We start from the raw sequence: 23,891 nt of genomic DNA, 5'->3' as shown, positions 1-23,891 counted from the left end.
GCTACGGCTGTCCCATCTTCTTCCGGGCGTCCTGGCCGCTGTATTCCTTGACGATCCGCTCGTAGATCGCGGTCTCCGCACCGGCGTGGCCGGTGCGGGCGGCGTGCAGCGGGCGGAGGGCTGCGTGATCGCCACCCCGTGTACCGATGGACAGCGGCCTCGCGCGCCAAGATACCCGTGTGATCAAACGATTCGCCAACAACGGGTCTTCGACCTCCGAGAAGGCCCGGCGGCTCCGTCGGGGTGGCTGTTCCCACAACTCGGCCTGTCGCGAACGAGCTTCGGCTCGTCACCCTTCTCCGATGGTGACGAGCCCGCGTCGGGTCCCCCGGGCGATCACGAGCGGCGGGAGCCGGGTGGTTCGCTCACGTCCCGTCACCCCCGGCCGGTGCGGAGGCTGCGGAGGCCGTACGGCGCGGCGTGCGCGCGTCCAGCCTCAGGCGCAGTCGGCGCGGGTGGTAGATGGTGGCCAGCGGGACCGGGCGGATGTCCATGCCGGGCTCGCAGGTGACCCGCCAGCGGCCGAGGATGGTGGCGAGCCCCAGGAGGGCCTCGGTGCGTGCGTAGAGGTCGCCGATGCACTTGCGGGCGCCGGTGCCGAACGGCACGTAGGCGTGGCGGGAGGCCGGCGCGATACGGTCCGGGAGCCAGCGGTCGGGGTCGAACGTCCTGGGGTCGTCGAAGGCGTCCTCGTACTGGGCGACCGCGGCCGGGCTGAAGACGACGGTGGAGCCGGCGGGCAGCTGACGGCCCGCGAGTTCGGTCGGCGAGGTGGTGAGCCGGGTGAACAGCCAGGCGGGCGGGTGCAGCCGCAGCGTCTCGGAGATGATCCGGTCGGCCAGGGAGAGCTTCGGCAGGTCGTCCCACTGCGGGGCACGGCCGTCGAGGACGGTGTCGATCTCGTCGTAGAGCGCGGCCTCGATCTCCGGGTGCTGGGAGAGGAGGTAGAAGACCCAGGTGAGGGTGCCGGCGACGGTCTCGGTGCCGGCCGCCATGACGGTGATGACCTGGTCGTGGATCTCCTTGTCACCGAGCCGGCCGCCGTCGTCGTCGCGGGAGGCGATCAGGGCGGCGAGCAGGTCGTCCCGCTCGGTGTCGGAACTGCGGTAGTCCTCGATGAGCTGCTGGGTGGTCTCGTGCAGGAAGTCCAGGTTGCTCTTGTAACGGCGCTGGGACGGCAGGGGCAGCCGGCGGATCGAGGCCGGCAGGAACATCTGCCGGAACAGGCCGTTGAGCACGACATCGAAGGAACGTTCCACCTTCGCCGCCAGCTCGGGGCTCACGGGTGTGGAGTAGAGGGTGCGGCCGACCGTGCGCAGGGCCATGCCGTACATCTCCTGGAAGGCGTCGACCACCGTGCCGTCCTGCCAGCGCGACGCCGTGGCGTCGATCTCGGCGTGCATGGCCTCGGCGTACCGCTTGAGCTGACCACGGGTGAACGCCGACTGCATCAGCCGGCGCTGGCGGCGGTGGTCGGAGAACGGGCAGGTCACCAGGCCGTTGCCGGCGATGTCACGGGCACGGTCGTAGAAGACGCCGCCCTTGTCGAAGATGCGGTCGTTGGTCAGGACGTGCCGCAGCAGTTCGGGGTGGGTCGGGACGTAGGCCGTGGTGGGGCCGATCCTGATCTCGACCAGGTCGCCGTGGGCCGACAGCGACGTCATGAAGTTCACGGGGTGACGCATCATCTGGAGCGCGTGTCCCATGACAGGGAGCGCCCCGGGCGCCACCCCCGCCGAGAAGGCGGTCTGCTCGGTCATTGGATTCTCAACTTCCCTTCTTCGCCGCACTGGTGACCGCTGTTCCGGTCGGGCGGCAGCTGTGTCGCCGAGACGGCCGGGCGCCGGTGCGTGGTGTCGGTGAGCGGTGCGGCTAGTGGGCGGTGCTGCCGAGCTCCTCCAGATAGCCCTGGGCGCCGGCGGCCCGCGCGAACTCGGCGTCGTAACGGCCCGAGGAGCGGTGCCAGTCGTAGGAACCGCGGATCACCGTGCGCACGGCGTCGTTGCGGTAGCGGTCCAGGGCCTCGCGCTCGGCCTCGTCGAGCCGGTAGATGTCGCCGACCTGAGGCAGGCAGGATTCCAGCAGGAGGTACTGCTCCAGGCGGGCGCGCACCTCGTTCTGGATGTGTGCGACGCTGCGGTCCTTGGACCAGCCGTGCTCCCGGCGCAGGATCATGACCATGTTGTTCTGCTCGCCGCGGGCCTCTTCCTTCTCCAGCGACGCGATGTCGTTCAGCAGCAGATTGGCGTCGACGGCGATCTGGAGCATCGCGGAGAGCACGGCGCTGTCGAAGACCCGGTGCGGCACCTCGAAGCGGCCCGCGCGCTCGGCGAGGTCGACCGTCGGCTGCACCCCGATGGTCTGCCGGCGCACGGCCAGGTACTGGGCCGCGGAGTTGTACGGCGTGTCGTGGAAGCGGCTCTCCGCCTCGTCGACGTAGCCGTCGAAGTAACTGCGCCAGTGCCGGGCGCTGCGCGCGCACCAAGCGGGTGTCATGCCCTCGCTGGTGCGCCGCCAGATGTCGGCGAAGCCGTGGGCGATGGGGGGTGCGGTGTCGGGGAGGGGCCCGTCGAGGGCCGCCGCGACGGCATCGGTGAGCTGTGCGGTCTCCTCCGGATCCTCGCCGCGCGGCCCGTCGAAGAGGTCGTCGAAGAGGAAGAACCACGACATCAGGTCGACGCCCAGGTCCAGATCGTCGCCGGCGGCGTGCGGGTAGAAGCGGGAGGCCAGGTCGGCGTAGCTGCCGCGCAGATGACGCGCCGCCGCCGCCTCGGAGTTGATCAGACCGAGTGATCGCGGCCAGTCGAGCTGCTGGGCGTCGGCCCGCGCGTGATCCGGGCTCTGCCGGCCCGGCAGGGGTATGTGGAAGTCGACGTCCTGGGGCATGAGGGAATCCTTGGGGGTGGGTTGCGGAGGGCAGGGTTGTGGTGGCCTGGAAGGACTGCGCCGATCGCTGAGTCGGAAGTCGGTGAGGGGCATACGGGTACGGGCGCCGGCCCGGTCTCAGGCCTCGCGTCGGACGACGAACCGGCCGAGCGCGAGGAGGTCGTCCCGCGCGCCCGCGTCCAGCTCGGCACCGCGCAGCGCGTCCTCGGCCAGCGCCATCCGCCGGGCGGCCTCGGCCATCGCCCAGTCCCGGCCGCCGGCGCTCTCGATCAGGGCGGCCACGTGCCGCAGTTCCTCCTCGTCGGGTTCGCCGGGGGTGGTGAGCCAGGCGGCCAGTTCGTCGCTGGGCGGGCCGGCCTGATTCAGTGCGTGGCTCACCGGCAGGGACTTCTTGCGGGAGCGCAGATCGGAGTGGACCGGCTTGCCGGTGACGGCCGGATCGCCCCAGATGCCGAGAACGTCGTCGACGACCTGGAAGGCGACGCCGACCTGGTCGCCGTAGAGCGCCAGCGCGTCCACCGTCGCCTCCGGCGCTCCGGCGAGGACGGCCCCGATCGCGGCGCTCGCCGACAGCAGCGCTCCGGTCTTGCCGGCGGCCATGTCGACGCACTCCTCGACCGTGACGTGAGAGCGCTGTTCGAAGGCCAGGTCCTGTACCTGGCCGCGGATCAGATGCCGGGTGGTGCGCGCCAGCAGGCGGGCGGCGGGCGCCGCTGTCGGCAGCCCGGTGTCCAGCAGCACCTCCTGGGCGAGCGCCAGCATCGCGTCACCGGTCAGGATGGCGCTGGACGGACCCCACAGCTTCCACACCGTGCGCCGGTGACGGCGCTCCTCGTCCCCGTCCATCAGGTCGTCGTGCACCAGGGAGAAGTTGTGCACGAGCTCCACGGCGACGGCGCCGGGCAGGGCGACCTCCGGCGGTGCCCCGACCGCCTCGGCCGACAGCAGCGCGAGCGCCGGCCGTACGGCCTTGCCGGCATCGGCGCTGGTGGGAGCACCACCGGCGGTGATCCAGCCGAAGTGGTATGCCGCCTGGTGACGTGAGCGGTCGTCGAGCCGGCCGACGGCGGCGCGCAGCGCCGGGGTGATCGTGACCCGGCTGTGGCTGAGACAGGCGGGAGCGGTGCTCATGCGGCGACCTCCGTGTGCCAGGGGTCGGTCGGGTCGTCGAAGATGCTGACCACCTGGCGCATGACGCGCCGTTCGGCCGGGTCGAAGGCCTGCTTGGCGTGGACGGTGCCGAGCTGGTCCCACACGACGATGTCCCCGGGCTGCCACGTGTGGGCGTAGGTGTGCGAGGGTTCGCCTGCGTGCGCCAGCAGTTCGTCGAGCAGCCTGCGGCTTTCGTCGGGGGCGAGGTCCACGATCCGCTCGGTGTTCAGGGTGCTGATGTAGACCGACCGGCGGCCGGTGCGCGGATTGCGGGCGATCAGCGGGTGGATGGTGGAGGTGCCGTCCTCGGGCTGGATCCGTTCGGTGCTCTCGCCGAGGGACACCTCGCCCTGGAGTTCCTCCGCGATGGTCTCCTCGTACCCGGTGCGCAGGGCGTGGCGGACCCGGTAGGAGTGCAGACGCCCGCGCTCCTCGGGCGACAGCGACTCGTACAGGGCGTACATGTCGGTGAAGAGGGTCTCCCCGCCCCCGGAGGACGGCACTTCCACGGCCTCCAGGAAGCCGACCTGGGAAACGCGGGGGCGGAAGGAGTAGTCGGTGTGCCAGCCCATCCACCCGGCGTCGCCGACACCGATCCTGCGGCCGTCCCGCACGAGGTTGGAGACGATCAGGATCTCGTTGTGGTCGGGGTGGGCGCCGCTGGTCAGACCGGTCTTCGGGATGTGCCCGAAGAGGCGGCCGAAGGCCAGGAACTGCTCGTAGGAGGGGGTCTCGTGGCCGCGGAGGACGAGGACGAGATGCTCGTCGAGCGCCGCCCAGATCTCCTCGAACCGGGTCTTGTCCATGTCACCGGTGACATGGGCGCCGTGCACGACGGCGCCGAGAGCGGCGCCGGGTATCGGCGTTACGTCCATGGGCGTTGCCACCTTTCGGAGAGGAGGTTCGGAGAGGGGACGTGGCGGTCAGCGCAGTTCGAGACCGGCGAGGTCGCCCGCCTCGCGCCAGCGCCTGAGGATGTTCACGAACGCCACCGAGCCGCCGCCGTAGCTGGAGTTGAGCAGGGGCAGACCGCTCGGGTCGCCCTCGTTGTTGTAGAGGCCGGGCGTGCAGTTCTCCAGGAAGTCGCTGTCGCCGGTGGCGAGCCGGAGGATCTCCTCGACCCATTCCTTCTCGCCGGCCTCGGAAGCCTCCACGACCTGGTGACCGCGCTCCTCCACGCACTTGACGACGTGCGCGAGGTGCCGGGTCTGCTCGCCCAGCATGTAGGCGATGTTGACGTGGCGGCCGGCCTGGGCCTTGGACAGGACGAAGCAGTTGGGGAAACCGTGCACCTGGAGTCCGTGCAGGGTGCGCGCCCCGTCCGCCCACTTCTCCGACAGCTTCACCCCGTCGCGTCCGACGATGTCGTAACCCGCACGGTCGGTGTACGGGACCGCGAACTCGTGCTCGTAGCCGGTGGCGAAGACCAGGCAGTCGACCGGGTACTCCCGGCCGTTCGCGACCACCCCGGCCGGGGTGAGCCGCTCCACGCCCTGCCCCTGGGTGTCGACCAGGGTCACGTTGGGCCGGTTGAAGGTCTGCAGGTAGCCGTCGTGGAAGCAGGGCCGCTTGCAGTAGACGCGGTAGTACGGCTTGAGTGCGGCGGCGGTCGCGGGGTCGGTGACAACGCTGTCGACGCGGGCGCGCAGTTCCTCCATCTTGAGGAAGTCCGCACGTTCGGCCGCGAGCGCCCGCTCCTTCGGGTCGCCCCCGGTGTCGCCGGTGGGCAGGATCGCGGCGGCCAGTTCGGCCGTGGTCTGGGTCCAGCGGTCCTGGACCAGATCCTCGTCCTGCGGCACGCCGGAGGTCAGCGCGTGGAAGTTCTCCATCCGGTGCTGCTGCCAGCCCGGCTCGAGGCTGCCGGCCCAGTCGGACGGGGTGGGCCGGTTGCCGCGGATGTCGACCGCGGCCGGGGTGCGCTGGAAGAGGACGAGCTCCTCGGCCCACTCGGCGAGGTGCGGGGCGAGCTGGACGGTCGTCGAGCCGGTGCCGATGACGCCGACCTTCTTGTCCCGCAGTCCGGTCAGCCCGCCGGTGCTGTCGCCTCCGGTGTAGTCGAAGTCCCAGCGGCTGGTGTGGAAGGAGTGCCCGGCGAACGTCTCCAGGCCCGGTAGCCCGGGCAGTTTGGGGCGGTGCATCAGACCGATCGACATGGCCACGTACCGGGCCCGGATCAGATCGCCGCGGTCGGTGCTCACCAGCCACTTGCCGGCCGCCTCGTCCCATCGCAGCTCGGTGACGGCGGTCTGGAAGAGGGCGTCGCGGTAGAGGTCGTACCTGTGGGCGATCTGCTGGAGGTGGGCGAATATCTCGGGCCCGGTGGAGTACTTCTCGGTGGGTATCGTGCCGGTCTCCTCGAGCAACGGCATGTAGATGTAGCTCTCGACGTCGCACCGGACGCCGGGGAAGCGGTTCCAGTACCAGGTGCCACCGACGTCGCCGGCCTCGTCGATCAGCCGGATGCGCTTGAGGCCGGTCTCCTTGCGCAGATGGGCTCCGGTCAGCAGGCCGCCGATGCCGGCGCCCACGACGGCGACGTCCACCTCGTCGGTGAACGGTTCGCGTTCCCGCCGCTCGGTGTAGGGGTCTCGCGCGTAGCCGCCCAGGTCACCGCGCGCGAACCGGTAGGTGCGACCGACGCTGCGTTTGTCGCGTTCCTGCCGGTATTTCTCCCTCACGGCTTCCAGGTCGACGGTCGGTGATCCATCGCTACGGTCGTCGCTTTCGGCGCGGGCCACAGCTCCTCCTCGGGGGAAGGGGGCGGAAGGGAAACATGACGCCATACGTCGTCGAACTGATCGCGCAGCCGCAGCGGCGCGTCGGAGTTGCTGAAGAGGTAGAAGCGGTCGGAGCCGAGGGCCTCCCAGACGAGTCCGGCGACGTCCTCGGCGCTCACGGAGGTGTCGCCCCCCGCACCGCGCGGGGCCGTCAGGCCCTGGACCATCGGGGTGTCGACCCGGCCGGGGCACAGCACCGACACCCGGACCCCGGTGCCCCGCAGATCGGCGCGCAGACTGCGGGCGACCGCGAGGTCGGCGTGCTTGGAGGCGGCGTAGGCGGCGCTGCCGGCACCGACGACGAAGGCGGACATCGAGGCGGTGTGGATCAGATGGGCGGGCCGGCCGCGCTCCAGCAGCCGGGGGACGAAGGCGCGGGCCACCAGGACGTGCGCCCAGTGGTTCACCTCGAAGACCTGCCGCATCCGCTCCAGCGGCACCTCCCACAGGGGCTGCCCCACCGGGCCGAGGACCCCGGCGTTGTTGCACACCACGTCGACGTCGCCGAGCACGTCGAACGCCGTGTCCGCGAGCCGTTCTACGGCGTCCGGGTCGGTCAGGTCAGCGGTCACGGCGGTGACCTGGACGCCCGGTGCGGTGAGTTCGGCGGCCCGGCGGTGCAGTGCTTCGCCCTCGACGTCCGCCATGACCACGTCGGCGCCGGCCCGTGCGAAGCGGGCGCTGAGGGCGAGGCCGATGCCGCTCGCCGCGCCGGTCACCACGGCTGTCCTTGTCCGTAAGTGCACTTGGCTGTCTCCGATTCTGTGCGCGGGTACGCCGGAGGACGGCGCGCCGTTGCCGGCGAGAAGGTCCGGATCGGGTCCGCGCGAGGGGCGCGGGTGTCAGCTGGGGTCGGGGAGCTTGAGACTGATGACGAGGACGATCACCGAGGAACACACCAGCATGGCCAGGACGAGCACGGCCGCCGACACCGTCGACAGCGAACCGGCGAGGGAGACATAGAGGGTTCCGCCGACGGTCGCGCCCAGCGCGGTCGCCATCTGCTGGCTGGTCACCAGCACACCGCTGCCCATGCCGGCCTGCGCGCGGGGTACGTCTGCCAGGATCATCCGGAACAGCGTCGGGCCGATCAGCGCCGCGCCCGCTCCGAAGAACCCGATCCCGACGAGCACGAGCGCCAGGGAGGGGTGCGGCCAGCCCACCCAGAGCACCAGCGCCAGCAGCAGCAGGCTCGCGGCCTGGACGACGGTTCCCAGGGTGACGATCCGGCCGCCCAGGGCCGCCGCGATCCTCGGGGTGAACTGCGCCACCACGAAGAAGGCCACGGCGAACGGTGCCATCCCCCCGCCGGAGGCGAGCCCGCCGAATCCGAAGTGACCCTGCGCGATGAGCGCGTAGACGAACAGGAAGGCGCCGAAGCCGGCCGAGAACGGCACCATCGCCGCCAGCCCTCTGCGCATCCCCGTGTGCGACAGCACCGACGGGGACAGCAGCGGTGAGCCGCCTCGTGCCTCCAGCCCGCGTTCGACCCGCGTCAGCGCCAGCGCACCGACCGCGGCGACCGCGAGCAACGACCAGAGCCACAGGGGCCAGCCCAGGTCGGGCCCCGCCACGACCACGGCCAGAACACAGACCATGGTGACGCCGAACAGCACGGTGCCCAGCGGGTCGAAGCCCGGCTTCGTGTCGGCCCTGGTCGCGGGGACGCGCCGGACGGCCAGCAGTGCGGCGACGCCGATCGGCACGTTGATCACGAAGACCATCCGCCAGCCGATCCCGGCGACGTCCAGCGAGACCAGCAGCCCGCCCACGATCTGCCCGATGACCATGCCGACGCCTGCGGTAGCCCCGTACATGCCGATCGCACGGGCGCGCGCCTGGCCCTCGGTGACCGCCTGGATCGTCGCCAGCACCTGCGGTACGAGCATCGATGCGGCCGCGCCCTGCAACAGCCGTGCCGCGACGAGGAACTCGATGGTCGGGGCGAGTGCGCACAGCGCCGAGGTGACGGTGAACGCGGCGAGCCCGTAGGCGTACAGGCGCCGTCGGCCGAAGGCGTCACCCAGCCGTCCGCCCAGCACCAGGCCGAGGGCGTAGGTGAGGCCGTAGCCGGACACCACCAGCTCCAGTGCGGCGGCGCCGCCGTGGAGGTCGTCACTGATCGAACTCAGCGCCACGTTGACGATGGAGGCGTCCACGATGGACAGGACGTATCCGGTGAGTACCACCATGAGGGCGATGCCGCTGAGCCCGGCGGCGGCCGGTGCCGGACCGGCCGAGGGCTCCGGTGCCGCGTCGGTTTCCTTCAGAGGGGGGAGGCCCTCGCTCTTCGTCATGCGCTGCCTGCCCGGGCGTGTGTGGGGGGACGGTTGAGGCGGAGACGGGGTGACAACGTCACTCGGTGGTGGTCGGGGTGCCGGTGATCTTCGACAGGATTCCCTTGGAGGCGTCCTTCGCGGACTCCGGCCAGGGGGTCAGGGAGTTGAACCCGCGGTGCGAGGAGGCGGGCTGGATGCGGGTGTCCATCGACATCCGCATGCCGGCCGGATCCACCGAGACGTTGGGGATGGACTTGTGGCACATGAAGGCGTGGAAGATGATCACGTCACCCGGCTCCATGGGCGAGAAGAGAAGCTGCTCCCCAGCGCCGAACTCCTCCGCCGGGATGCCGCGTACGGCGTGGCCGAAGCGGCGGAAGTTCTCGGTGACCACGTGCTCGCGCGGGCCCTTCTTGTGGCTGCCGTCGGCGACGGCGACGCCGCCCGTGCCGCGGGTCGTCGCGAGCAGCGGTATCCAGGCGGTGCGGAAGTCCTTGTTGGGGCCTATGTAGAAGCCGTCCTGGTGCAGCGGCGTCAGGAAGCTCGGCTCCTCGGTGCCCGCGGCGGAGGGGTAGTAGCGGATCGTCGTCGACTTGAAGACGAAGACGGGCTCCCCGAAGACCTTCTCCCAGACCTCGAGGGTCGAGGGGTGGTTCCACAGGTCGTCGTACCTGACGTAGTCGTGCATCGCCACCTCGTCGACCGCCTCGAAGGAGTCGATGGTGAGGGTGTCGAGTGTGGTGCCGGGGGCGGCGTGGCCGAGCTCGATCAGGCCTTCGAGCATCTGCTCGGCGGCTGCCCGGACCAGATCGCGGTCCAGAGCGCCGCGCAGGAAGAGGTAGCCGTGCTCGTCGTAGAACCGGTCGAGGGCTTCACGGTCGTCGAGAAGGGGTGTGCAGTCGACGTAGTCGCTGAAAGTGTCCGTCATGGTTCCTTGTCCTCGTGACGTCTGTGCGTGGGGAAGGAGCGTCAAACATCCGGGCGGGCCGACGGTTTCGTTCCTGCGGTACGTGCCACCCGTCACCACTGACGGCGGGCGGCTGCGTCTCCGCTCGTGCACTGCCGTTCAGAAGGTGACGGGGAGCTCGTCGAACCCGCCGGTGATCCGGTGCTCCTGCCAGCGCAGCGACTCCTCGGGGACCGCGAGCCGCAGGTCGGGCAGTCTGCGGAACAGCCGCTCGAACACCGCGGTCAGCTCGATCCGGGCCAGCACGCGGCCGATGCAGTGCCGGGTGCCGTGCCCGAATGCCAAGTGCGGCTTGGGCCTGACCCGGGCCAGGTCGAACAGGTCGCTGTCGGGGAACGCCCGGCCGTCGATGTTGGCCGCGCCGATGGCCAGCATCACCGCGTCTCCGGTCCGGATCACGGTGTCGCCCACGGTGACGTCGCTGTGCGCGTAGCGGGGTATCAGCGCGTTGGATCCCTTGCCGCCGACGCTCAGGCGCAGGATCTCCTCGACGGCGGCCGGGGCGAGTTCGGGACTCTCGGCCAGCAGGGCGCGCTGGACCGGGTTGCGCAGCAGCAGCAGGACACCCATGTCGATGCGCACAATGGTGGTCTCGTAGCCGAACAGCAGTACGGCGTTGCCGAGTTGGGCGATGTCCGCGTCGGACAGCGTGCCGCCCTTCTCGGCGATCAGCTCGGACAGGATGTCGTCGCCCGGCTCGATTCGCTTGCGCGCCACCAGTTCCGTCATGTAGTCGACGACCTGCTGAAAGGTGTTCGCCGAGTGCTGGTTGTCGCTCTGGTCGAACGTGCCTCTGGCCCACTGCCCGAACCGCTCCCGGTCGGCCAGCGGCACGCCGAGTAGATCGCAGACCACCATGGTCGGCAACGGGAACGAGAGCGCGTGGTGCAGGTCGACCGGCGCGGTGCTGCTCGCCAACTGGTCGAGCAGCTCGTCCACATGGCGCTCGATCCGGGTCTTCATCAGGCGCATCCGGCGCGTGGAGAACCGTGGCACGAGCAGCTCGCGCATCAGTGGATGGCCGGTGGCCTCGGTGTCGTAGTCGTCGCCGGCCATCAGAGCCATCATGAAGCCTCTGGCCGCGCTCTTGACCGACCGCTCCGGATAGGGATTGCTGAGACCGAGCCGGCGGTCGGCGAGCAGTGCCCTCACCTCGTCGTAACGGGTGACCAGCCACGCATCCTCACCGGCGGTTCGCACCCGGGTGATCGGCCCCTCCCGCTGCAGTGCGCGCATCCGGGGTGCGATGCCGAGTATGTCTGGGTTGTCGAACGGTAACCTCGGAAGTTCTTTCATCTGGTGTGTCCTCATGGCGTCTCGCGTGGGATTCGTCGGGCAGCCGTGCGCGCCGACGGCATCGGTCGCGTCGGGAGCGCTGCGCGCCGGTTCACGGGCGCGCCGAAGCGGCGGCCGCCGCTTTCGCGGGCGACCGTTGCTGACGTGCGGGTGGTGCAGACGCCGGGCCGGCGAGTGACTACAAGGACGACCCGATGAGCAGTGACAGGTCGATGAGGCGGTTGGAGTAGCCCCACTCGTTGTCGTACCAGCCGACGACCTTGACCTGCGAGCCCGACATCCGGGTGAGCCCGGCGTCGAAGACGCAGGAGGCCGGGTCGCCCACGATGTCGGTGCTGACCAACGGCGCGTCCACGTAGGACAGCAGTCCCTTGTACGGCCCCGAGGCCGCCGCTGCGAACGCCTCGTTCACCTCGTCCACGGTGGTGCCGCGGCGGGTGGTGACCGTGAGGTCGGTGACCGAACCGGTGGGGACGGGGACCCGCAGGGCGAAGGCGTCCATCCGGCCGTCGAGTTCCGGCAGGACGAGGCCGATGGCCTTGGCGGCGCCGCTGGAGGTGGGCACGATGTTCAGGCCCGCGGCCCTTGCCCGGCGCAGGTCCTTGTGCGGGGCGTCCTGGAGGTTCTGGTCCTGGGTGTATGCGTGGACCGTGGTCATCATGCCGGTGTCGATGCCGACGGCGTCGTGCAGCACCTTGGCCAGAACGGCGAGGCAGTTGGTGGTGCAGGAGGCGTTGGAGATGATGGTGTGGTGCTCGGGGTCGTAGTCACCGTCGTTGACGCCCATCACCACCGTGATGTCCTCACCGCTGGCCGGAGCGGCGATGACGACCTTCTTGGCTCCGCCGTCGACGTGTGCGCGCGCCCTCGCGGCGTCTGTGAAGATGCCGGTGGACTCGATCACGATGTCCACGCCCAGGTCGCCCCACGGCAGGGCGGCGGGGTCACGCTCGGCGAGGACCTTGATCGTCCGGTCACCCACGCGGATCGCGCCCGGCTCGGCGGTGATCTCCTCCGGGAAGCGCCCCAGGATCGAGTCGTAGGCGAGCAGGTGGGCCATCGTGGGCACGTCGCCGAGGTCGTTGACGGCGACGATCTCCAGCTCCGAACCCCGTGCGGCAGCCGCACGGAAGACGTTGCGGCCGATGCGTCCGAAGCCGTTGATGCCGATGCGCACAGTCATTGGTGTGCTCCTCACCTAGCGCTCTGCGAACAAGTCCGTTGACGCGCCGTTGCGCCGAGGTGCGATGCGGACCGTGCGCCTGGACGAGGCGCCGGCACGCGATCGATCAGGAGCTTATATAAGTCTGCGATAGATTTCCAGGGTGACTTCTACTCAGCGTGGCGACAGCAACACCGACTTGGATGTCGGCGATCTCACCAGGGCGATCGAGAACTTCAACCGTTACTACATCCGGCTTCCCGCGGTGCAGAAGCTGTCGTTCACCACACTGTCCGTGCTGGACACGCTGGCCTTCAGCGGTCCGAAGCGGCTGACCGCGCTCGTCAGCACCGAGCAGATCAGCCAGCCAGGACTCACTCAGCTGGTCACCCGGCTCGAGCGCGACGGTCTCGTGGAGCGCCGCCCCGACCCGGCGGACGGGCGCGCCGTCCTCGTCCACATCACCGACAGCGGCCGAAGGATCGGCCAGGCCCGGCACGAGGACCGGGGCCGTTACCTGATCCCGCTGATCGACCGGCTGGCGCCCGCGGAACGACAGGCGATCGCCGCGGCTCTGCCCGCCCTGACCCGTCTGGCGGAACTCGGGGCCGAGGCAGGGAGGTAGGGCTCGTCCGTCCTCCCACCGGGAAGGGCTCGGTGTTCCAGCTCCGCGCGACGGGGGCTGTTCCCGATGGGCTCGACGGCGGGAGGGCAAAGTCGTGGCCAAGGGTGGGGCCGCGTCGGCGACATGAGCGAGGAGGGTGACCAAGTGGCCCTCCCCCTCACGGTCATGGCCGACCCGGCAGGCGGGGGCCGGACTGCGTCACCTCGATGGCCACCGGGTGCGTCACCGGCCCACCGTACGTTCCGTGCCGACGCGGTACGGCAGCTCACCCCACCCGGCGCAGCGTCAGCATCCGGCTCGCGTAGGCCCCGGGCGGCAGCGCCGCCGGCACTCCGTGGGCGGCCAGTGCGGCGCCGCTGAGCTCGGTCCCGGCCGTCGGCACCCCGCTGTCGTCGTCGATGCCGTACACCGCCTCCGGATCGAGCCCGCGCAGTCGCAGCCGGGGTACCGCCGCGCGTTCCGCCGGCCCCGCCCGCCACTGGAGGACCACGCACTCGCCGCCGTCGCGTGCCACGTACTGCACGGCGTGGGAGCCGTTCCCGGGGGAGCCCAGGCGGTACAGGTCGCCGCTCTGGATCGTGGACCGCACATCCTTGTAGCGGGCGACGTAGGCAGCCGCCTCGTGCAGTTCCGCCTCCGTCCAGCGCGTCAGGTCTCCGCCGATGCCGAGTGCCCCGGCCATCGCGCTGTGCAGGCGGAACCGCAGGGGCACGGCCCGCCGGGTGTACGGGTTCGGGCTGTCGGTGACCCAGGCGCCCATCACCTGGGCGGGGTAGAGCTGGGAGAAGCCGTACTGGATGTCCAGCCGGTCGACCGCGTCCGTGTTGTCCGAAGTCCACGCCTGGTCGGTACGGGCCAGGCTCGCCAGGTCCACCCTTCCGCCGCCGCCCGAGCAGGTTTCGAGGCGCAGGGCGGGCCGTGCGGCGCGCAGCCGGTCGAGAACGCGGTGGGTCCCGAGGGCGTGCTCGACGAAGACCCTGCGACCGTCAGGGCGGCAGCCGGTGGAACCCGCCTCCGTGAAGGACCGGTTGAAGTCCCACTTGAGGAAGTCCACACCGTATGCGTCGACCGTGCGGAGCAGCCAGCCGAGCGCCCAGTCGGTCACCTCGGGCCGCGAGAAGTCGAGCACCAGCTGGTTCCGCAGAGGGTGCGCCGTGCGGTCGGGCAGGTGCAGGACCCAGTGCGGATGTTCGCGGAACAGGTCGCTGTCCGGGTTGACCATCTCCGGTTCGACCCACAGGCCGAACCGCATGCCGAGCCCGTGGACATGGTCGGAGAGCGGGCGGAGCCCCTCGGGGAAGGCGGCCGGCCGGGCGACCCAGTCGCCGAGGCCCGCCCGATCGCTGTCACGGGCTCCGAACCAGCCGTCGTCGACGACGAAGAGTTCGGCTCCGGCGCGCGCGGCCAGCTCGGCCAGTTCCCGCTGTCCGTCGAAGGTGACGTCGAAGGCCGTCGCCTCCCAGGAGTTGTAGAGCACCGGCCGTGGTTCCCCCGGCGCGGGCAGGACGTGGTCCCGGATGTAGGAGTGGGAGGCCCTGGAGGCCTCACCGAATCCGCCGGGCGTGTACTGCCCGGTGCTGACGGGGGTGACCCAGGTCTCGCCCGGTGCGAGGGCGATCTCCACCCCCTCGTGACCGCTGCCGCCCAGCACGCTGCACCTGCCCTCGGCGGACCGTACGGCCGTCATGCGCCAGCTGCCCGCAGTGGCGAGGGCGAGGGTCCACACCTCGCCGCTCTCCTCGGTCGCGTCCCCGGCGTCGAGGGCCAGCCAGGGGTTGCTCTGGTGGCCGGTGTGGCCCCGCCTGCTGGTGAGGGTCGTCTCGCCGACGGCGAGCGGCGTCCGCCGCAGCTGGAACTCGCCCGACCACTGCCCGTGGACGGAGCTCATCCGGTACGCGCGGAGGACGGGCAGGTTCCACTGCGCGGCCGAGTGCCGGAGCAGCGACAGCGGCGCATCCCCGCGTGCCCCGGAGTGCCGCAGCACGGTCCAGCGTTCGATCACGGGGCAGTCCTTGCGCACCCGGTAGTGCAGGTGCCAGGCGAGGGCGCGGCCGGCGTCGTGGAGGCGCACCGACAGCTCGGCGCCGGCACCGTCCTCCCGGAGGTCGTAGCCGTCCACGACGGGCTCGGTCGCGCTGGTGCCGTCCGCGTAGCGTACGTCCAGGGCGGGCGGTGCGAAGCGGACCTGACCGTCGACGGCCAGCTCTTCCGTACCGTCGAGCGAACTGTGGAAGCTGCTCCCCTCCGGATCAGGTTCCCCCAGTGCGAGGGCGTCCTCCAGCGTGAGGGACGCCCCCCAGTGCAGCAGGCGTACGGTGTTGGCGGCCGTGTCGATCCGCAGCGCGTAGGCGGTGCCGCCCGCGTGCAGGAGTACGGTCCCCGAGGGGCGGTCGGTCTCGGCGAGGTGCGTCATCGGTCCTCTTCCCCGTGTCGTCGTGCCCGTTGACATACCGGCTGCTCCCGCAGGACCACGACATCCCCCGCAGGTACGCTCGCGTGTCCCGGCAGCGCCGAGCCGTCCAGCCGCGTATGCCCGTCGGTGGGGACGCTCACCTCGCTGTCCGTGTGGTTGACGAGGAAGAGGTAGGACCGGTCGCCGGCGCTGCGGCGTACGGCCTCGACCCCGGAGGGTACGGCCGCCGCCGGGGCGGCCCCGGCCTCCCGGCACACGGCGTCGAGGAGATGGCGCAGGGACCTCGCGGGCAGAGTCGCGGCGGCGTACCAGCCGGCGCCGTCGCCGTAGGGGTGCCGGGTCACCGCCGGGCCGCCACGGGCCGGGCCGCCCTCGGGGCCGTCCGCGAACCGCAGCCAGGCGGAGCAGCCGCGCGCCTCGACGCGCTCGGTCCACAGGTGCGCGTGGGAGCCGTCCGACAGCAGCGCCGATTCGCCCTCGCGCAGGGGGAGGTACTCGTCCACGACCAGGCCGAGGAGGTCGCGGAACGCACCGGGATGCCCTCCGGTCCGCACCCGGTCGTGGGCGTCCACGGCTCCGCTGAAGGGACCGAGGACGGCGTGGCCTCCGCCCCGCACGTAGGCGTGAAGGGCGTCGGCGTCCGCGTCGGACACCAGGTACAGGCTGGGCGCGAGAACGGCCCGGTACGTGGTCAGGTCGGCGTCGGGCGCGACCAGGTCACAGGTGACACCGAGGTCCCAAAGGGCCCCGTACCAGTCCCTGACCGTGTCCAGGTACCGCAGCCGTTCGGAGGGGCGGGCCTCCAGCTCCAGGGCCCACCAGGCGTGCCAGTCGAAGAGCAGTGCCACCTCGGCCCGCACGCGGGTGCCGCGTACCTCGGACAGGGCGGCGAGTTCGGCGCCGAGGGCGGTGACCTCGTTCCAGGTGCGGGTGTCGGTGCCGCCGTGCGGAAGCATCGCGGAGTGCCACTTCTCCGCGCCCGCCCGGGACTGCCGCCACTGGAAGAAGAGGATGCCGTCGGCGCCGCGGGCCAGGTGGGTCAGGCTGTTGCGGCGCATCTCGCGTGGCGCCTTGGGCACGTTGACGGGCTGCCAGTTGACCGCGGACGTGGAGTGTTCCATGAGCAGCCAGGGGCGGCCGCCGGCCATACCGCGCGCGAGGTCGGCGTTGAGGGCGAGGTCGACGTGGTTGCCCGGGTCGGCCGCGACCAGGTAGTGGTCCACGGAGACGATGTCGGAGTGCCGGGCGAAGGCGTGCCCGTCGACCTTCTTCTCCAGGGTGCCGAGCAGGTTCGTCGTGATCGGGACACCGGGGGCGGCCTCGCGCAGCAGCGCGCTCTCCGCCCGGTGCCGTGCGAGCAGGGCGTCGGAGGAGAAGCGGCGGTAGTCGAGATCCTGGCCGGGGTTGCGGAAGGCGGTGGTGTCGCCGGGTGGGTCGATCTCCTCCCAGTCGCCGTAGCGCTGCCCCCAGAAGTCGGTCCCCCAGACGTCGTTGACCCGGTCCGGCGTGGTGTACCGGTCGCGCAGCCAGGTGCGGAAGGCCGCGCCGCTCGTGTCGCAGTAGCAGAGGGCGTTGTGGTTGCCCCACTCGTTGTGCACGTGCCACATGACGACGGCGGGGTGGTCCGCGTACCGTCTCGCCAGTTCCCGCACCATGGCGTCGGCGGCCCGGGCGTAGTCCGGACTGCTGGGGCAGAACGCCTGCCTGCTGCCGTGCGTCAGCCGGGTGCCCGACGCGGTGAGCGGGAGCGAGCCGGGGTGGGCCTTGCTGAACCAGGGCGGCGGGGCGGCGGTGGGGGTGGCCAGGTCGACGGCGATGCCGGCGGTGTGCAGCAGGTCGAGGACGGTGTCGAGCAGCGACCAGTCGTACACGCCGGGGCGGGGTTCGAGGCGGGACCAGGAGAACACCCCGACGGTGACGAGGTTGACCCCCGCCTCGCCCATGAGGCGTACGTCCTCGTGCCAGACGTCCTCGGGCCACTGCTCGGGGTTGTAGTCGCCCCCGTAGGCGATTCCCCCGAGCCGTCCCGTGAGGGCGAGCATCGGGTCCTTCACGACTTCACCGCCCCGGCGGCCAGGCCCGCGCGCCAGTAGCGCTGCAGGAGGAGGAAGGTGATCACGATGGGGACGACCGAGACGAGCGCGCCGACCAGCGTCAGTGTCTGCAGCTCCGGCGCCCGGCTGGTCTGGGACTGCCAGGTGAACAGACCCAGGGTGACCGGGTAGAGCCGCTCGTCCTGAAGCATGATCAGGGGGAGCAGGAAGTTGTTCCAGATCACGACGAACTGGAAGAGGAAGACGGTGACCAGGGCCGGGGACATCAGGCGCAGCGCGATGGTGCGGAAGATCGTCCACTCGCCTGCCCCGTCGATGCGGGCCGCCTCGATGACCTCGTCGGGGATGGACGCTGCGGCGAAGATCCGGGACAGGTAGACGCCGAACGGGCTGACGACGCTGGGCAGGAAGACCGACCAGAAGGTGTTGGTGGCGTCCACCTCGGCGAAGAGCAGGAACAGGGGCAGCGCGAGGGCGGTGGCGGGCACCAGGACGCCTCCCAGGATCACCGAGAAGACCGCCTCCCGGCCCTTGAACCGGTAGACGGCCAGGGCGTATCCCGCCATCGCGGCGAGCAGCGTGCCGACCGCCGCGCCGGCTCCGGCGTAGGCGAGGCTGTTGCCGAGCCAGCGCAGGTAGACCCCGTCCTGCTGGGTGAGGAGCGCCGTGAGGTTCTCACCCAGGTGCCAGTCGGCGGGAAGCAGACCGGGCGTGGTGACCAGGTCGCTCTGGCTCTTGGTCGCCGAGATCAGCAGCCAGTAGACGGGCAGCAGCATGTAGGCGGCGACCAGAGCCATGAACAGGAGTACGGGCACGCTCGACAGGGCGGGCCCGCGACGCGGGTGAGTGGGCGCGTGGGCGCCCTCGGTGCGGGTGAGGAGGGTCATCCCTGCCTCCTGGCAGTGAAGCGGAGGAACAGGAAGGACAGCAGGAAGGTGGCCACCGCGAGGAGTACCGACAGGGCGGCGGCCTCGTTGTAGTGATCACCCGCCGCGAGTGAGTAGGCGGCGAGATTGGGTGTGTACGTGCTCGTCACGCTGGTGGAGATGGCACGGAAAACCTGCGGCTCGGTGAACAGCTGGAAGGTGCCGATCAGGGAGAAGACACCGGTCAGCACGAGCGCCGGGCGGATGACGGGCACCTTGATGCGCAGGGCGATCGTCCACGCTCCCGCCCCGTCGACCCGGGCGGCCTCGCCGAGGTCCGCGGGTACGGCCTGCAGCGCCGCGTACATGATCAGCATGTTGTAGCCGGTGTACGTCCAGGTGACGACGTTGCCGATCGACCACAGGATGGCGTCGGGGCCGAGGAGGTCGACGTCGACGTTCACCGAGCGGAGCAGTTCGACGACGGGGGACAGCCGCGGGTCGTACAGGAACGCCCACATGAGGGCGGCCACGACGCCCGGGATGCCGTACGGCACGAAGTACACCAGGCGGAAGAACCGCTTGAGACGGGCCACCGCGGAGTCGAGCAGCAGTGCGAGGGCCAGCGCGAGGGCCAGCATCACGGGTATCTGCACCAGGGCGAAGAGCGCTACGCGCAGCAGACTGTCCGTGAAGAACGGCTCGGACATCACGTCGGCGTACTGCTGGAATCCGGCGAAGACCGTCTCCGTGCGGCCGAAGGTGCCGCCCTTGCGCTCGGTCGTGTGCAGGCTCTGCCAGAACGCGTAGCCGACCGGCACCAGGGTGAACAGGACGAAGGGGATCAGGAAGGGGGCGAGGAACGCGAACGGCGCGAGGGTGCGGTGGCGGCGGGAGGCCGCCGCCACCGGGGTGCGGGTGGTCGTCACGGGTGGCTTTCGGGTTGGGTCCCGCCGACGGGGCGGGGCGGGAGAAGACCGGCCGTGGGTGTCAGTCCGTCACGTCCAGCGACTGCTTGCGCAGCGACTCGGCGCTCTGCGCGTCGGTGTCCTTCAGCACGTCGCCCAGCGTGCTGCCGCCGCCGGTGGCCCTGGCGGTGCCGTCGCTGAGGTAGCGGTAGGTGTCGGTCATGGTCGGACCCCAGGTGAAGTCGGTGTCCACGTTCGCCGACGCCTGCGCGAACACGTCGAAGATCGGCTGCTTGCCGTAGAAGTCGACCGGCTGCTTCAGCGCGGGCAGTTCCAGACCGGCCTGGGCAGCGGGGTAGAGGCCGCCCTCCTTGTTGAGGATCTCCAGCGCCTTCGCGTCGGTGTTCAGCCACAGCGCGAACTTCGCGGCCTCGGCCGGGTGCTCGCTCCCCTTGAGGACGGCGGTGGTCGAACCGCCCCAGTTGCCCGCCTGCTGCCGGCCCTTCTCCCACTGCGGCATGGGGGCGACGGCCCACTTGCCGGCGGTGGCCTTGGCGTTGTCCCGGATGGTGCTGTAACCCCAGGCCGCGCTGATCCAGGTGACGACCTCGCCGTCGTTCCACGACTTGTACAGGGCGGGAGAGAAGCCCTGGAGGTCGGTGGCGACCAGCTTGTCGTCGATGAGCTTCTGCCAGTAGTCGGCCACCTGGCGGCTCTCGGGCCGGTCGACGGTGACCTTCCACTTGTCGGCGTCGCGTTCGAACATGGGAGCCTTGTTCTGCCACAGCAGCCCGGTGAACCAGTTCGGGTCGGTCTGCGAGAAGTGGGTGATGTACTGCCCCTTCTTCGCCGCCTTGATCTTCCGGGCTGCGGCCTCGTACTCCTCCCAGGTCGTCGGCGCGGCCAGGCCGAGCTTGTCGAAGACGTCCTTGCGGTAGAAGAGCGCCATCGGGCCGGTGTCCTGGGGCACGGCCCACACGCCGTCCTCGCCCCCGGCGCCGAAGTCCACCTGCGACCAGGTCCAGTCGACGAACTTCGAGCCGGCTTCCTCGACCCCGTCGCACTTCGCGATGTCGGTGAGTCCGCCCTTGAGCCGGAAGCTGGCGAGTGAGTCGTACTCGATCTGCCCGAGGTCGGGTGCCTTGTCCGCCTTCAGCGCGTTGGACAGGTTCTGGTACGTGCCGGCGTTCCCGGACGGCGTCGTCTTGAGCTTGACCTGGACGTCGGGGTTCTCGCTGTTCCAGACGTCGACGGCCTTCTGCATGCCGGGCACCCACGACCAGTAGTCGAGCGTGACCTTGCCCGAGGCCGGCTCGCAGGCGGAGCTCGCGGCCGAGTCGTCCGTGTCGTCCGAGCCGCCACCGCACGCGGTCAGCGCCGTGAGGGTGAGAACCACGCTCCCGGCCAAGCCGCGCCGGACGACGGAACCGCGCCGGGTGACCGAATCCCGCTTGCGAACTGCCATGAGGTTGCTCTCCTTTGAGCCGGGGGCGTCACGTCCGAGTAGGGCGACGGCGGCTACCTTCACAACAGAGATCAACGAAAGTCAACAGTTCTGGTGAAGTCCAAGACGTAATGCGGCCGTTTCGTGATGCGGGGAGGCGGGGGACTCGCCGGCCTGGAAAGCTCTTTGACCTGCGAATATGCTGCCGACGACCTCTGGGGCGGTCCGATTGAGGAAGATGACGTAATCGATTACGCAATGGGCTCGTCGCGACCCTGAACCCGCCGTCGAAAGGGGTGGGGGAGCACTGCCCCCGTGCGGCTCGCGAGTGGGCGGACGGGGCCTGGGCGGATGGGCCGGGGCGGGAGACCGGGGGACAGGGGCGGCGGACCGGTGTGCCGCGGGAGTCGGCTCAGACGGTCCCGCGCGAGACGAACTCAGCCTTGACGCGCACGGTCTTACGTGGAACGCGTCCGTCGAGCCGCTCGATGAGAAGCCGTGCCGCGGCCTTTCCCACGTCGGCGGCCGGGTATCTGACCGTGGTCAGACGCGGACGGACCAACGAGGCGAACGACGCGTCGTCATGGCCGATCAGCGCCACATCGCCCGGGATGCCGACGCCGAGTTCCTCCGCCTTGTCCATCGCGCCGATCGCGACGGCGTCGTTCGCGCAGAAGACCGCGTCCGGCCGGTACTTCATCCCCATCAGGTGCTCGAAGCCCGCCGCTCCCGCCTCCCGGGTGTGCTCGCCACGAACGACCAGCCGACCCGGGAGCGTGATGCCGAACTGGACGGCCAGCGCTCGCAGCAGTTCCAGCCGGGGGTCGCCGCCGGTGGCGTCCCGGGGGCCCGCGATCATGGCGATGCGCCGGCGCCCCGCCTCGGTCACCGCGGTCAGCGCCGCGCGCGTGGCGGCCCGCGCGTCCGGTGTCACCAGGTCCGTCTCCCCGAAGGGCAGGTCGGCGCTGACGACCGCCGGGATGCCCGCCTCCGACAGGGTCAGGAAGTCCTTCGCCACCAGCCGGAACGGAGTGATCACGACCCCCGCGAACCGCTGCTGGACGGCCTCCCGCAGGTACGCCCGCTCCTCGTCCCGGTCCGCCTTCGTGTCGCAGACCATCACGTGGAGACCCAGCGTCCGAAGCTCTTCCTGGAGGGAGGCCGCGAGCTGGGCGTAGAAGGGGTTGGACAGGTCGGGCACGATCAGCGCCACGATGCTCGAACGGCCGGTCCGCAGGCTCCGCGCCACCGTGTTGACGGAGAATCCCAGCTGGGCGATGGCCGCCTCGACCACCCGCCGGGTCTCCTCCGCGACGGCTCGCTTGCCGGAGAGGACGTAGGACACGGTCGCCGTCGACACCCCGGCGGCTCGGGCGACATCGGCCATGGTGACCCGAACTGCCAACGTGGACGCCCCCTCCGTACGGCTCGTCACCCTACTTCACACCGCGACACCGCAGGTCACGCACCGTCCGAGGGGGAGGGTCCGGGCTGTGGCGGACCGGGACCTGAGGTGTCGCCGTCCGACAACGCCGACCCTGGACCGCGAGGTGGCCGCTCCCGACGCCTACCGGTCGTCATGCGACACCCTCGTTCCCGAGGCCCTCACGGCCGTGGCCCGTGAGGCCGTGAGGTCGTCTCCCGCGTCCTCGGGCCGGGTCGTTACCATCCCGTGTGACCGAAACAGCCGAACAAGGTGTACCCCGCACGCGCATACTCGCCGACCTGACGCCGCTGCGCTCCTCCCCCGACTACCGGCGGCTCTGGTTCGGTAACACCGTCTCCTGGATCGGGCAGGGCATGACGGCGCTGGCCGTCTCGCTCCAGGTCTACGACATCACCGGGTCGGCGTTCTCCGTCGGGCTGATCGGTCTCTGCTCGTTCGTCCCCCTGGTGCTCCTCGGCCTGTACAGCGGGGCGATCGCCGACACCGTGGACCGGCGCAAGCTGGGGCTCCTCAGCGCGGCCGGATCGTTCGTGCTCTCCGTGGTGCTGGCCGCGGTGACCTTCGCCGGGGTCGAACACCTGGGGCTGCTCTACGCCGTCGTCGCCCTCCAGGCCGTGTGCTTCGCGCTCAACTCCCCGGCCCGGAGCTCGATGATCGCGCGACTGCTCCCGGCCGAACAGCTGCCGGCGGCCAATGCGCTCAACGCCATGACGTCCACCACCGGCAGCCTGGTCGGGCCGATGCTCGGAGGTCTGATCGTCGGCTGGTGGGGCTACCGGGCGGCGTACGCAGTCGACGCCGTCACCTTCACCGCCTCGCTGTACGCGATGTGGCGGCTGCCCTCGATGCTGCCCGAACGGGCGGCGGGGGAGAAGGGCGCCGGGCGGGCGTCCGTCCTGGACGGGCTGCGTTTCCTCGGGACCAGGCCCAATCTGCGGATGACCTTCTTCACCGATCTGAGTGCCATGGTGCTGGCCCATCCGCGCGCCCTCTTCCCGGTGGTCGCGGTGGTCTGGTTCGGCGGCGACGCCACGACCACCGGGCTCCTGGTCGCCGCCATCGCGCTGGGAGCCCTGCTCGGCAGCGTGTTCTCCGGGTGGCTGGGCCGGATCCGGCGGCACGGACTCGCGGTGCTGATCGCCGTGGTCTGCTGGGGCGGGGCCATCGCCGTGTTCGGGCTCACCCGGCAGCTCTGGCCGGGACTGGTGCTGCTCGCGGTCGCCGGGTGCGCGGACTCGATCTCGATGGTCTTCCGCAACACCATGCTCCAGGCGGCGGTGCCGGACGACATGCGGGGCCGGCTGCAGGGCGTGTTCATCGTCGTCGTGGCAGGCGGCCCACGGCTCGGCGACCTCGTGGCCGGCTCCGTCGCCGACCTGACGTCACCGGCCGTGGCGGTGACCGGCGGCGGCATCGCATGCGTACTGGTGGTGACCCTCCTGGGGCTGCGCTGGCGCGGCTTCGCACGGTACGACGCGCACGATCCGCAGCCCTAGGGTCTTTCGGGGGGGGGGGGGGGGGGGGGGGGGGGCGGGGGGGGGCGCAGGGGGCGGGCGGGGGGGGCCGACACCAGCCCCCGGGGGGGGTGGGGTCCGACAGCCCGAAAACCGCCCCC

Annotated in this window: 19 protein-coding genes; 2 read left to right on the top strand and 17 right to left on the bottom strand. The window is 70.8% G+C overall.

The annotated features are described in order from the left end of the window. Position 1: 1 nt before the first annotated feature. From JOC24_RS31770 to gap, 11 genes are all read right to left on the bottom strand, one after another. On the bottom strand, positions 2–187 hold the full coding sequence (locus tag JOC24_RS31770; protein WP_205023910.1) for a hypothetical protein: 186 nt from the start codon (positions 185–187) through the stop codon (positions 2–4). Between the two features lie 178 nt (positions 188–365). After that, positions 366–1,760: a pentalenene oxygenase gene (gene ptlI / locus JOC24_RS31765; RefSeq protein WP_205023909.1), complete on the bottom strand. Its 1,395-nt coding sequence runs from the start codon at positions 1,758–1,760 to the stop codon at positions 366–368. Positions 1,761–1,872: 112 nt separating this feature from the next. Further along, on the bottom strand, positions 1,873–2,886 hold the full coding sequence (ptlA, locus tag JOC24_RS31760) for a pentalenene synthase (protein WP_205023908.1): 1,014 nt from the start codon (positions 2,884–2,886) through the stop codon (positions 1,873–1,875). A 117-nt stretch (positions 2,887–3,003) separates the two neighbouring features. Beyond that, positions 3,004–4,017: a polyprenyl synthetase family protein gene (locus JOC24_RS31755; protein ID WP_205023907.1), complete on the bottom strand. Its 1,014-nt coding sequence runs from the start codon at positions 4,015–4,017 to the stop codon at positions 3,004–3,006. After that, a complete protein-coding gene (gene ptlD / locus JOC24_RS31750; protein WP_205023906.1) occupies positions 4,014–4,913 on the bottom strand; it encodes a neopentalenolactone/pentalenolactone F synthase in 900 nt (299 codons plus the stop codon). The genes JOC24_RS31755 and ptlD overlap by 4 nt, the downstream gene beginning before the upstream one ends. A 48-nt stretch (positions 4,914–4,961) precedes the next feature. Next, positions 4,962–6,716 (bottom strand): neopentalenolactone/pentalenolactone D synthase, encoded by a 1,755-nt coding sequence (ptlE, locus tag JOC24_RS31745; protein WP_205023949.1) that lies wholly within the window; start codon positions 6,714–6,716, stop codon positions 4,962–4,964. Next, positions 6,713–7,534 (bottom strand): 1-deoxy-11-beta-hydroxypentalenate dehydrogenase, encoded by an 822-nt coding sequence (gene ptlF / locus JOC24_RS31740; RefSeq protein WP_205023905.1) that lies wholly within the window; start codon positions 7,532–7,534, stop codon positions 6,713–6,715. The genes ptlE and ptlF overlap by 4 nt, the downstream gene beginning before the upstream one ends. Before the next feature lie 123 nt (positions 7,535–7,657). After that, positions 7,658–9,112: an MFS transporter gene (locus JOC24_RS31735; RefSeq protein WP_205023904.1), complete on the bottom strand. Its 1,455-nt coding sequence runs from the start codon at positions 9,110–9,112 to the stop codon at positions 7,658–7,660. 58 nt (positions 9,113–9,170) lie between these two features. Beyond that, positions 9,171–10,022 carry a 1-deoxypentalenic acid 11-beta-hydroxylase gene (ptlH, locus tag JOC24_RS31730; protein WP_205023903.1) on the bottom strand — a complete coding sequence of 284 codons (852 nt, stop codon included), beginning with the start codon at positions 10,020–10,022 and terminating at the stop codon, positions 9,171–9,173. Between the two features lie 138 nt (positions 10,023–10,160). Beyond that, positions 10,161–11,357 (bottom strand): pentalenolactone synthase, encoded by a 1,197-nt coding sequence (gene penM / locus JOC24_RS31725; RefSeq protein WP_205023902.1) that lies wholly within the window; start codon positions 11,355–11,357, stop codon positions 10,161–10,163. A gap of 178 nt (positions 11,358–11,535) precedes the next feature. Continuing rightward, a complete protein-coding gene (gene gap, locus JOC24_RS31720) occupies positions 11,536–12,540 on the bottom strand; it encodes a type I glyceraldehyde-3-phosphate dehydrogenase (protein WP_205023901.1) in 1,005 nt (334 codons plus the stop codon). Positions 12,541–12,682: 142 nt separating this feature from the next. Between gap and JOC24_RS31715 the strand changes: the two genes are divergently transcribed. After that, positions 12,683–13,144 (top strand): MarR family winged helix-turn-helix transcriptional regulator, encoded by a 462-nt coding sequence (locus JOC24_RS31715; protein ID WP_205023900.1) that lies wholly within the window; start codon positions 12,683–12,685, stop codon positions 13,142–13,144. Positions 13,145–13,409: 265 nt separating this feature from the next. On the opposite strand, the gene JOC24_RS31710 is transcribed toward JOC24_RS31715, so the two are convergent. The 6 genes from JOC24_RS31710 to JOC24_RS31685 form a co-directional block, all read right to left on the bottom strand. After that, positions 13,410–15,557, bottom strand: a complete 2,148-nt coding sequence (locus tag JOC24_RS31710) for an alpha-galactosidase (protein WP_205023899.1) — start codon at positions 15,555–15,557, stop codon at positions 13,410–13,412. Further along, positions 15,554–17,599, bottom strand: coding sequence for a beta-galactosidase (locus JOC24_RS31705; RefSeq protein WP_205023948.1), 2,046 nt, complete (start codon positions 17,597–17,599; stop codon positions 15,554–15,556). Before JOC24_RS31705 ends, JOC24_RS31710 begins: the two co-directional genes overlap by 4 nt. Positions 17,600–17,607: 8 nt before the next feature. Then, positions 17,608–18,498, bottom strand: coding sequence for a carbohydrate ABC transporter permease (locus tag JOC24_RS31700; protein WP_205023898.1), 891 nt, complete (start codon positions 18,496–18,498; stop codon positions 17,608–17,610). Next, positions 18,495–19,406 carry a carbohydrate ABC transporter permease gene (locus JOC24_RS31695; RefSeq protein ID WP_205023897.1) on the bottom strand — a complete coding sequence of 304 codons (912 nt, stop codon included), beginning with the start codon at positions 19,404–19,406 and terminating at the stop codon, positions 18,495–18,497. Before JOC24_RS31695 ends, JOC24_RS31700 begins: the two co-directional genes overlap by 4 nt. Before the next feature lie 61 nt (positions 19,407–19,467). Continuing rightward, a complete protein-coding gene (locus JOC24_RS31690) occupies positions 19,468–20,850 on the bottom strand; it encodes an ABC transporter substrate-binding protein (protein ID WP_205023896.1) in 1,383 nt (460 codons plus the stop codon). 391 nt (positions 20,851–21,241) lie between these two features. Next, positions 21,242–22,234 (bottom strand): LacI family DNA-binding transcriptional regulator, encoded by a 993-nt coding sequence (locus tag JOC24_RS31685; RefSeq protein ID WP_239581309.1) that lies wholly within the window; start codon positions 22,232–22,234, stop codon positions 21,242–21,244. 269 nt (positions 22,235–22,503) lie between these two features. Between JOC24_RS31685 and JOC24_RS31680 the strand changes: the two genes are divergently transcribed. After that, the gene (locus JOC24_RS31680; protein ID WP_205023895.1) at positions 22,504–23,772 is read left to right on the top strand and encodes an MFS transporter; all 1,269 of its coding nucleotides are present in this window, start codon (positions 22,504–22,506) and stop codon (positions 23,770–23,772) included. The last annotated feature ends 119 nt before the right edge of the window (positions 23,773–23,891 follow it).

Origin of the sequence: Streptomyces sp. HB132, assembly GCF_016909575.1 — a bacterium.
Taxonomy (GTDB): domain Bacteria; phylum Actinomycetota; class Actinomycetes; order Streptomycetales; family Streptomycetaceae; genus Streptomyces.
The sequence above is the reverse complement of the archived record's forward strand: the minus strand, read 5'-3'. Positions and strand labels throughout refer to the sequence as shown.

Excerpts from the sequence above, each read along its gene's own strand:
- ptlI (WP_205023909.1), bottom strand. The coding sequence starts at position 1,760 with ATGACCGAGCAGACCGCCTTCTCGGCGGGGGTGGCGCCCGGGGCGCTC.
- penM (WP_205023902.1), bottom strand. The coding sequence starts at position 11,357 with ATGAAAGAACTTCCGAGGTTACCGTTCGACAACCCAGACATACTCGGC.
- JOC24_RS31710 (WP_205023899.1), bottom strand. The coding sequence starts at position 15,557 with ATGACGCACCTCGCCGAGACCGACCGCCCCTCGGGGACCGTACTCCTG.
- JOC24_RS31700 (WP_205023898.1), bottom strand. The coding sequence starts at position 18,498 with ATGACCCTCCTCACCCGCACCGAGGGCGCCCACGCGCCCACTCACCCG.
- JOC24_RS31755 (WP_205023907.1), bottom strand. The coding sequence starts at position 4,017 with ATGAGCACCGCTCCCGCCTGTCTCAGCCACAGCCGGGTCACGATCACC.
- JOC24_RS31735 (WP_205023904.1), bottom strand. The coding sequence starts at position 9,112 with ATGACGAAGAGCGAGGGCCTCCCCCCTCTGAAGGAAACCGACGCGGCA.
- JOC24_RS31690 (WP_205023896.1), bottom strand. The coding sequence starts at position 20,850 with ATGGCAGTTCGCAAGCGGGATTCGGTCACCCGGCGCGGTTCCGTCGTC.
- ptlH (WP_205023903.1), bottom strand. The coding sequence starts at position 10,022 with ATGACGGACACTTTCAGCGACTACGTCGACTGCACACCCCTTCTCGAC.
- ptlA (WP_205023908.1), bottom strand. The coding sequence starts at position 2,886 with ATGCCCCAGGACGTCGACTTCCACATACCCCTGCCGGGCCGGCAGAGC.
- ptlD (WP_205023906.1), bottom strand. The coding sequence starts at position 4,913 with ATGGACGTAACGCCGATACCCGGCGCCGCTCTCGGCGCCGTCGTGCAC.
- JOC24_RS31705 (WP_205023948.1), bottom strand. The coding sequence starts at position 17,599 with ATGCTCGCCCTCACGGGACGGCTCGGGGGAATCGCCTACGGGGGCGAC.
- gap (WP_205023901.1), bottom strand. The coding sequence starts at position 12,540 with ATGACTGTGCGCATCGGCATCAACGGCTTCGGACGCATCGGCCGCAAC.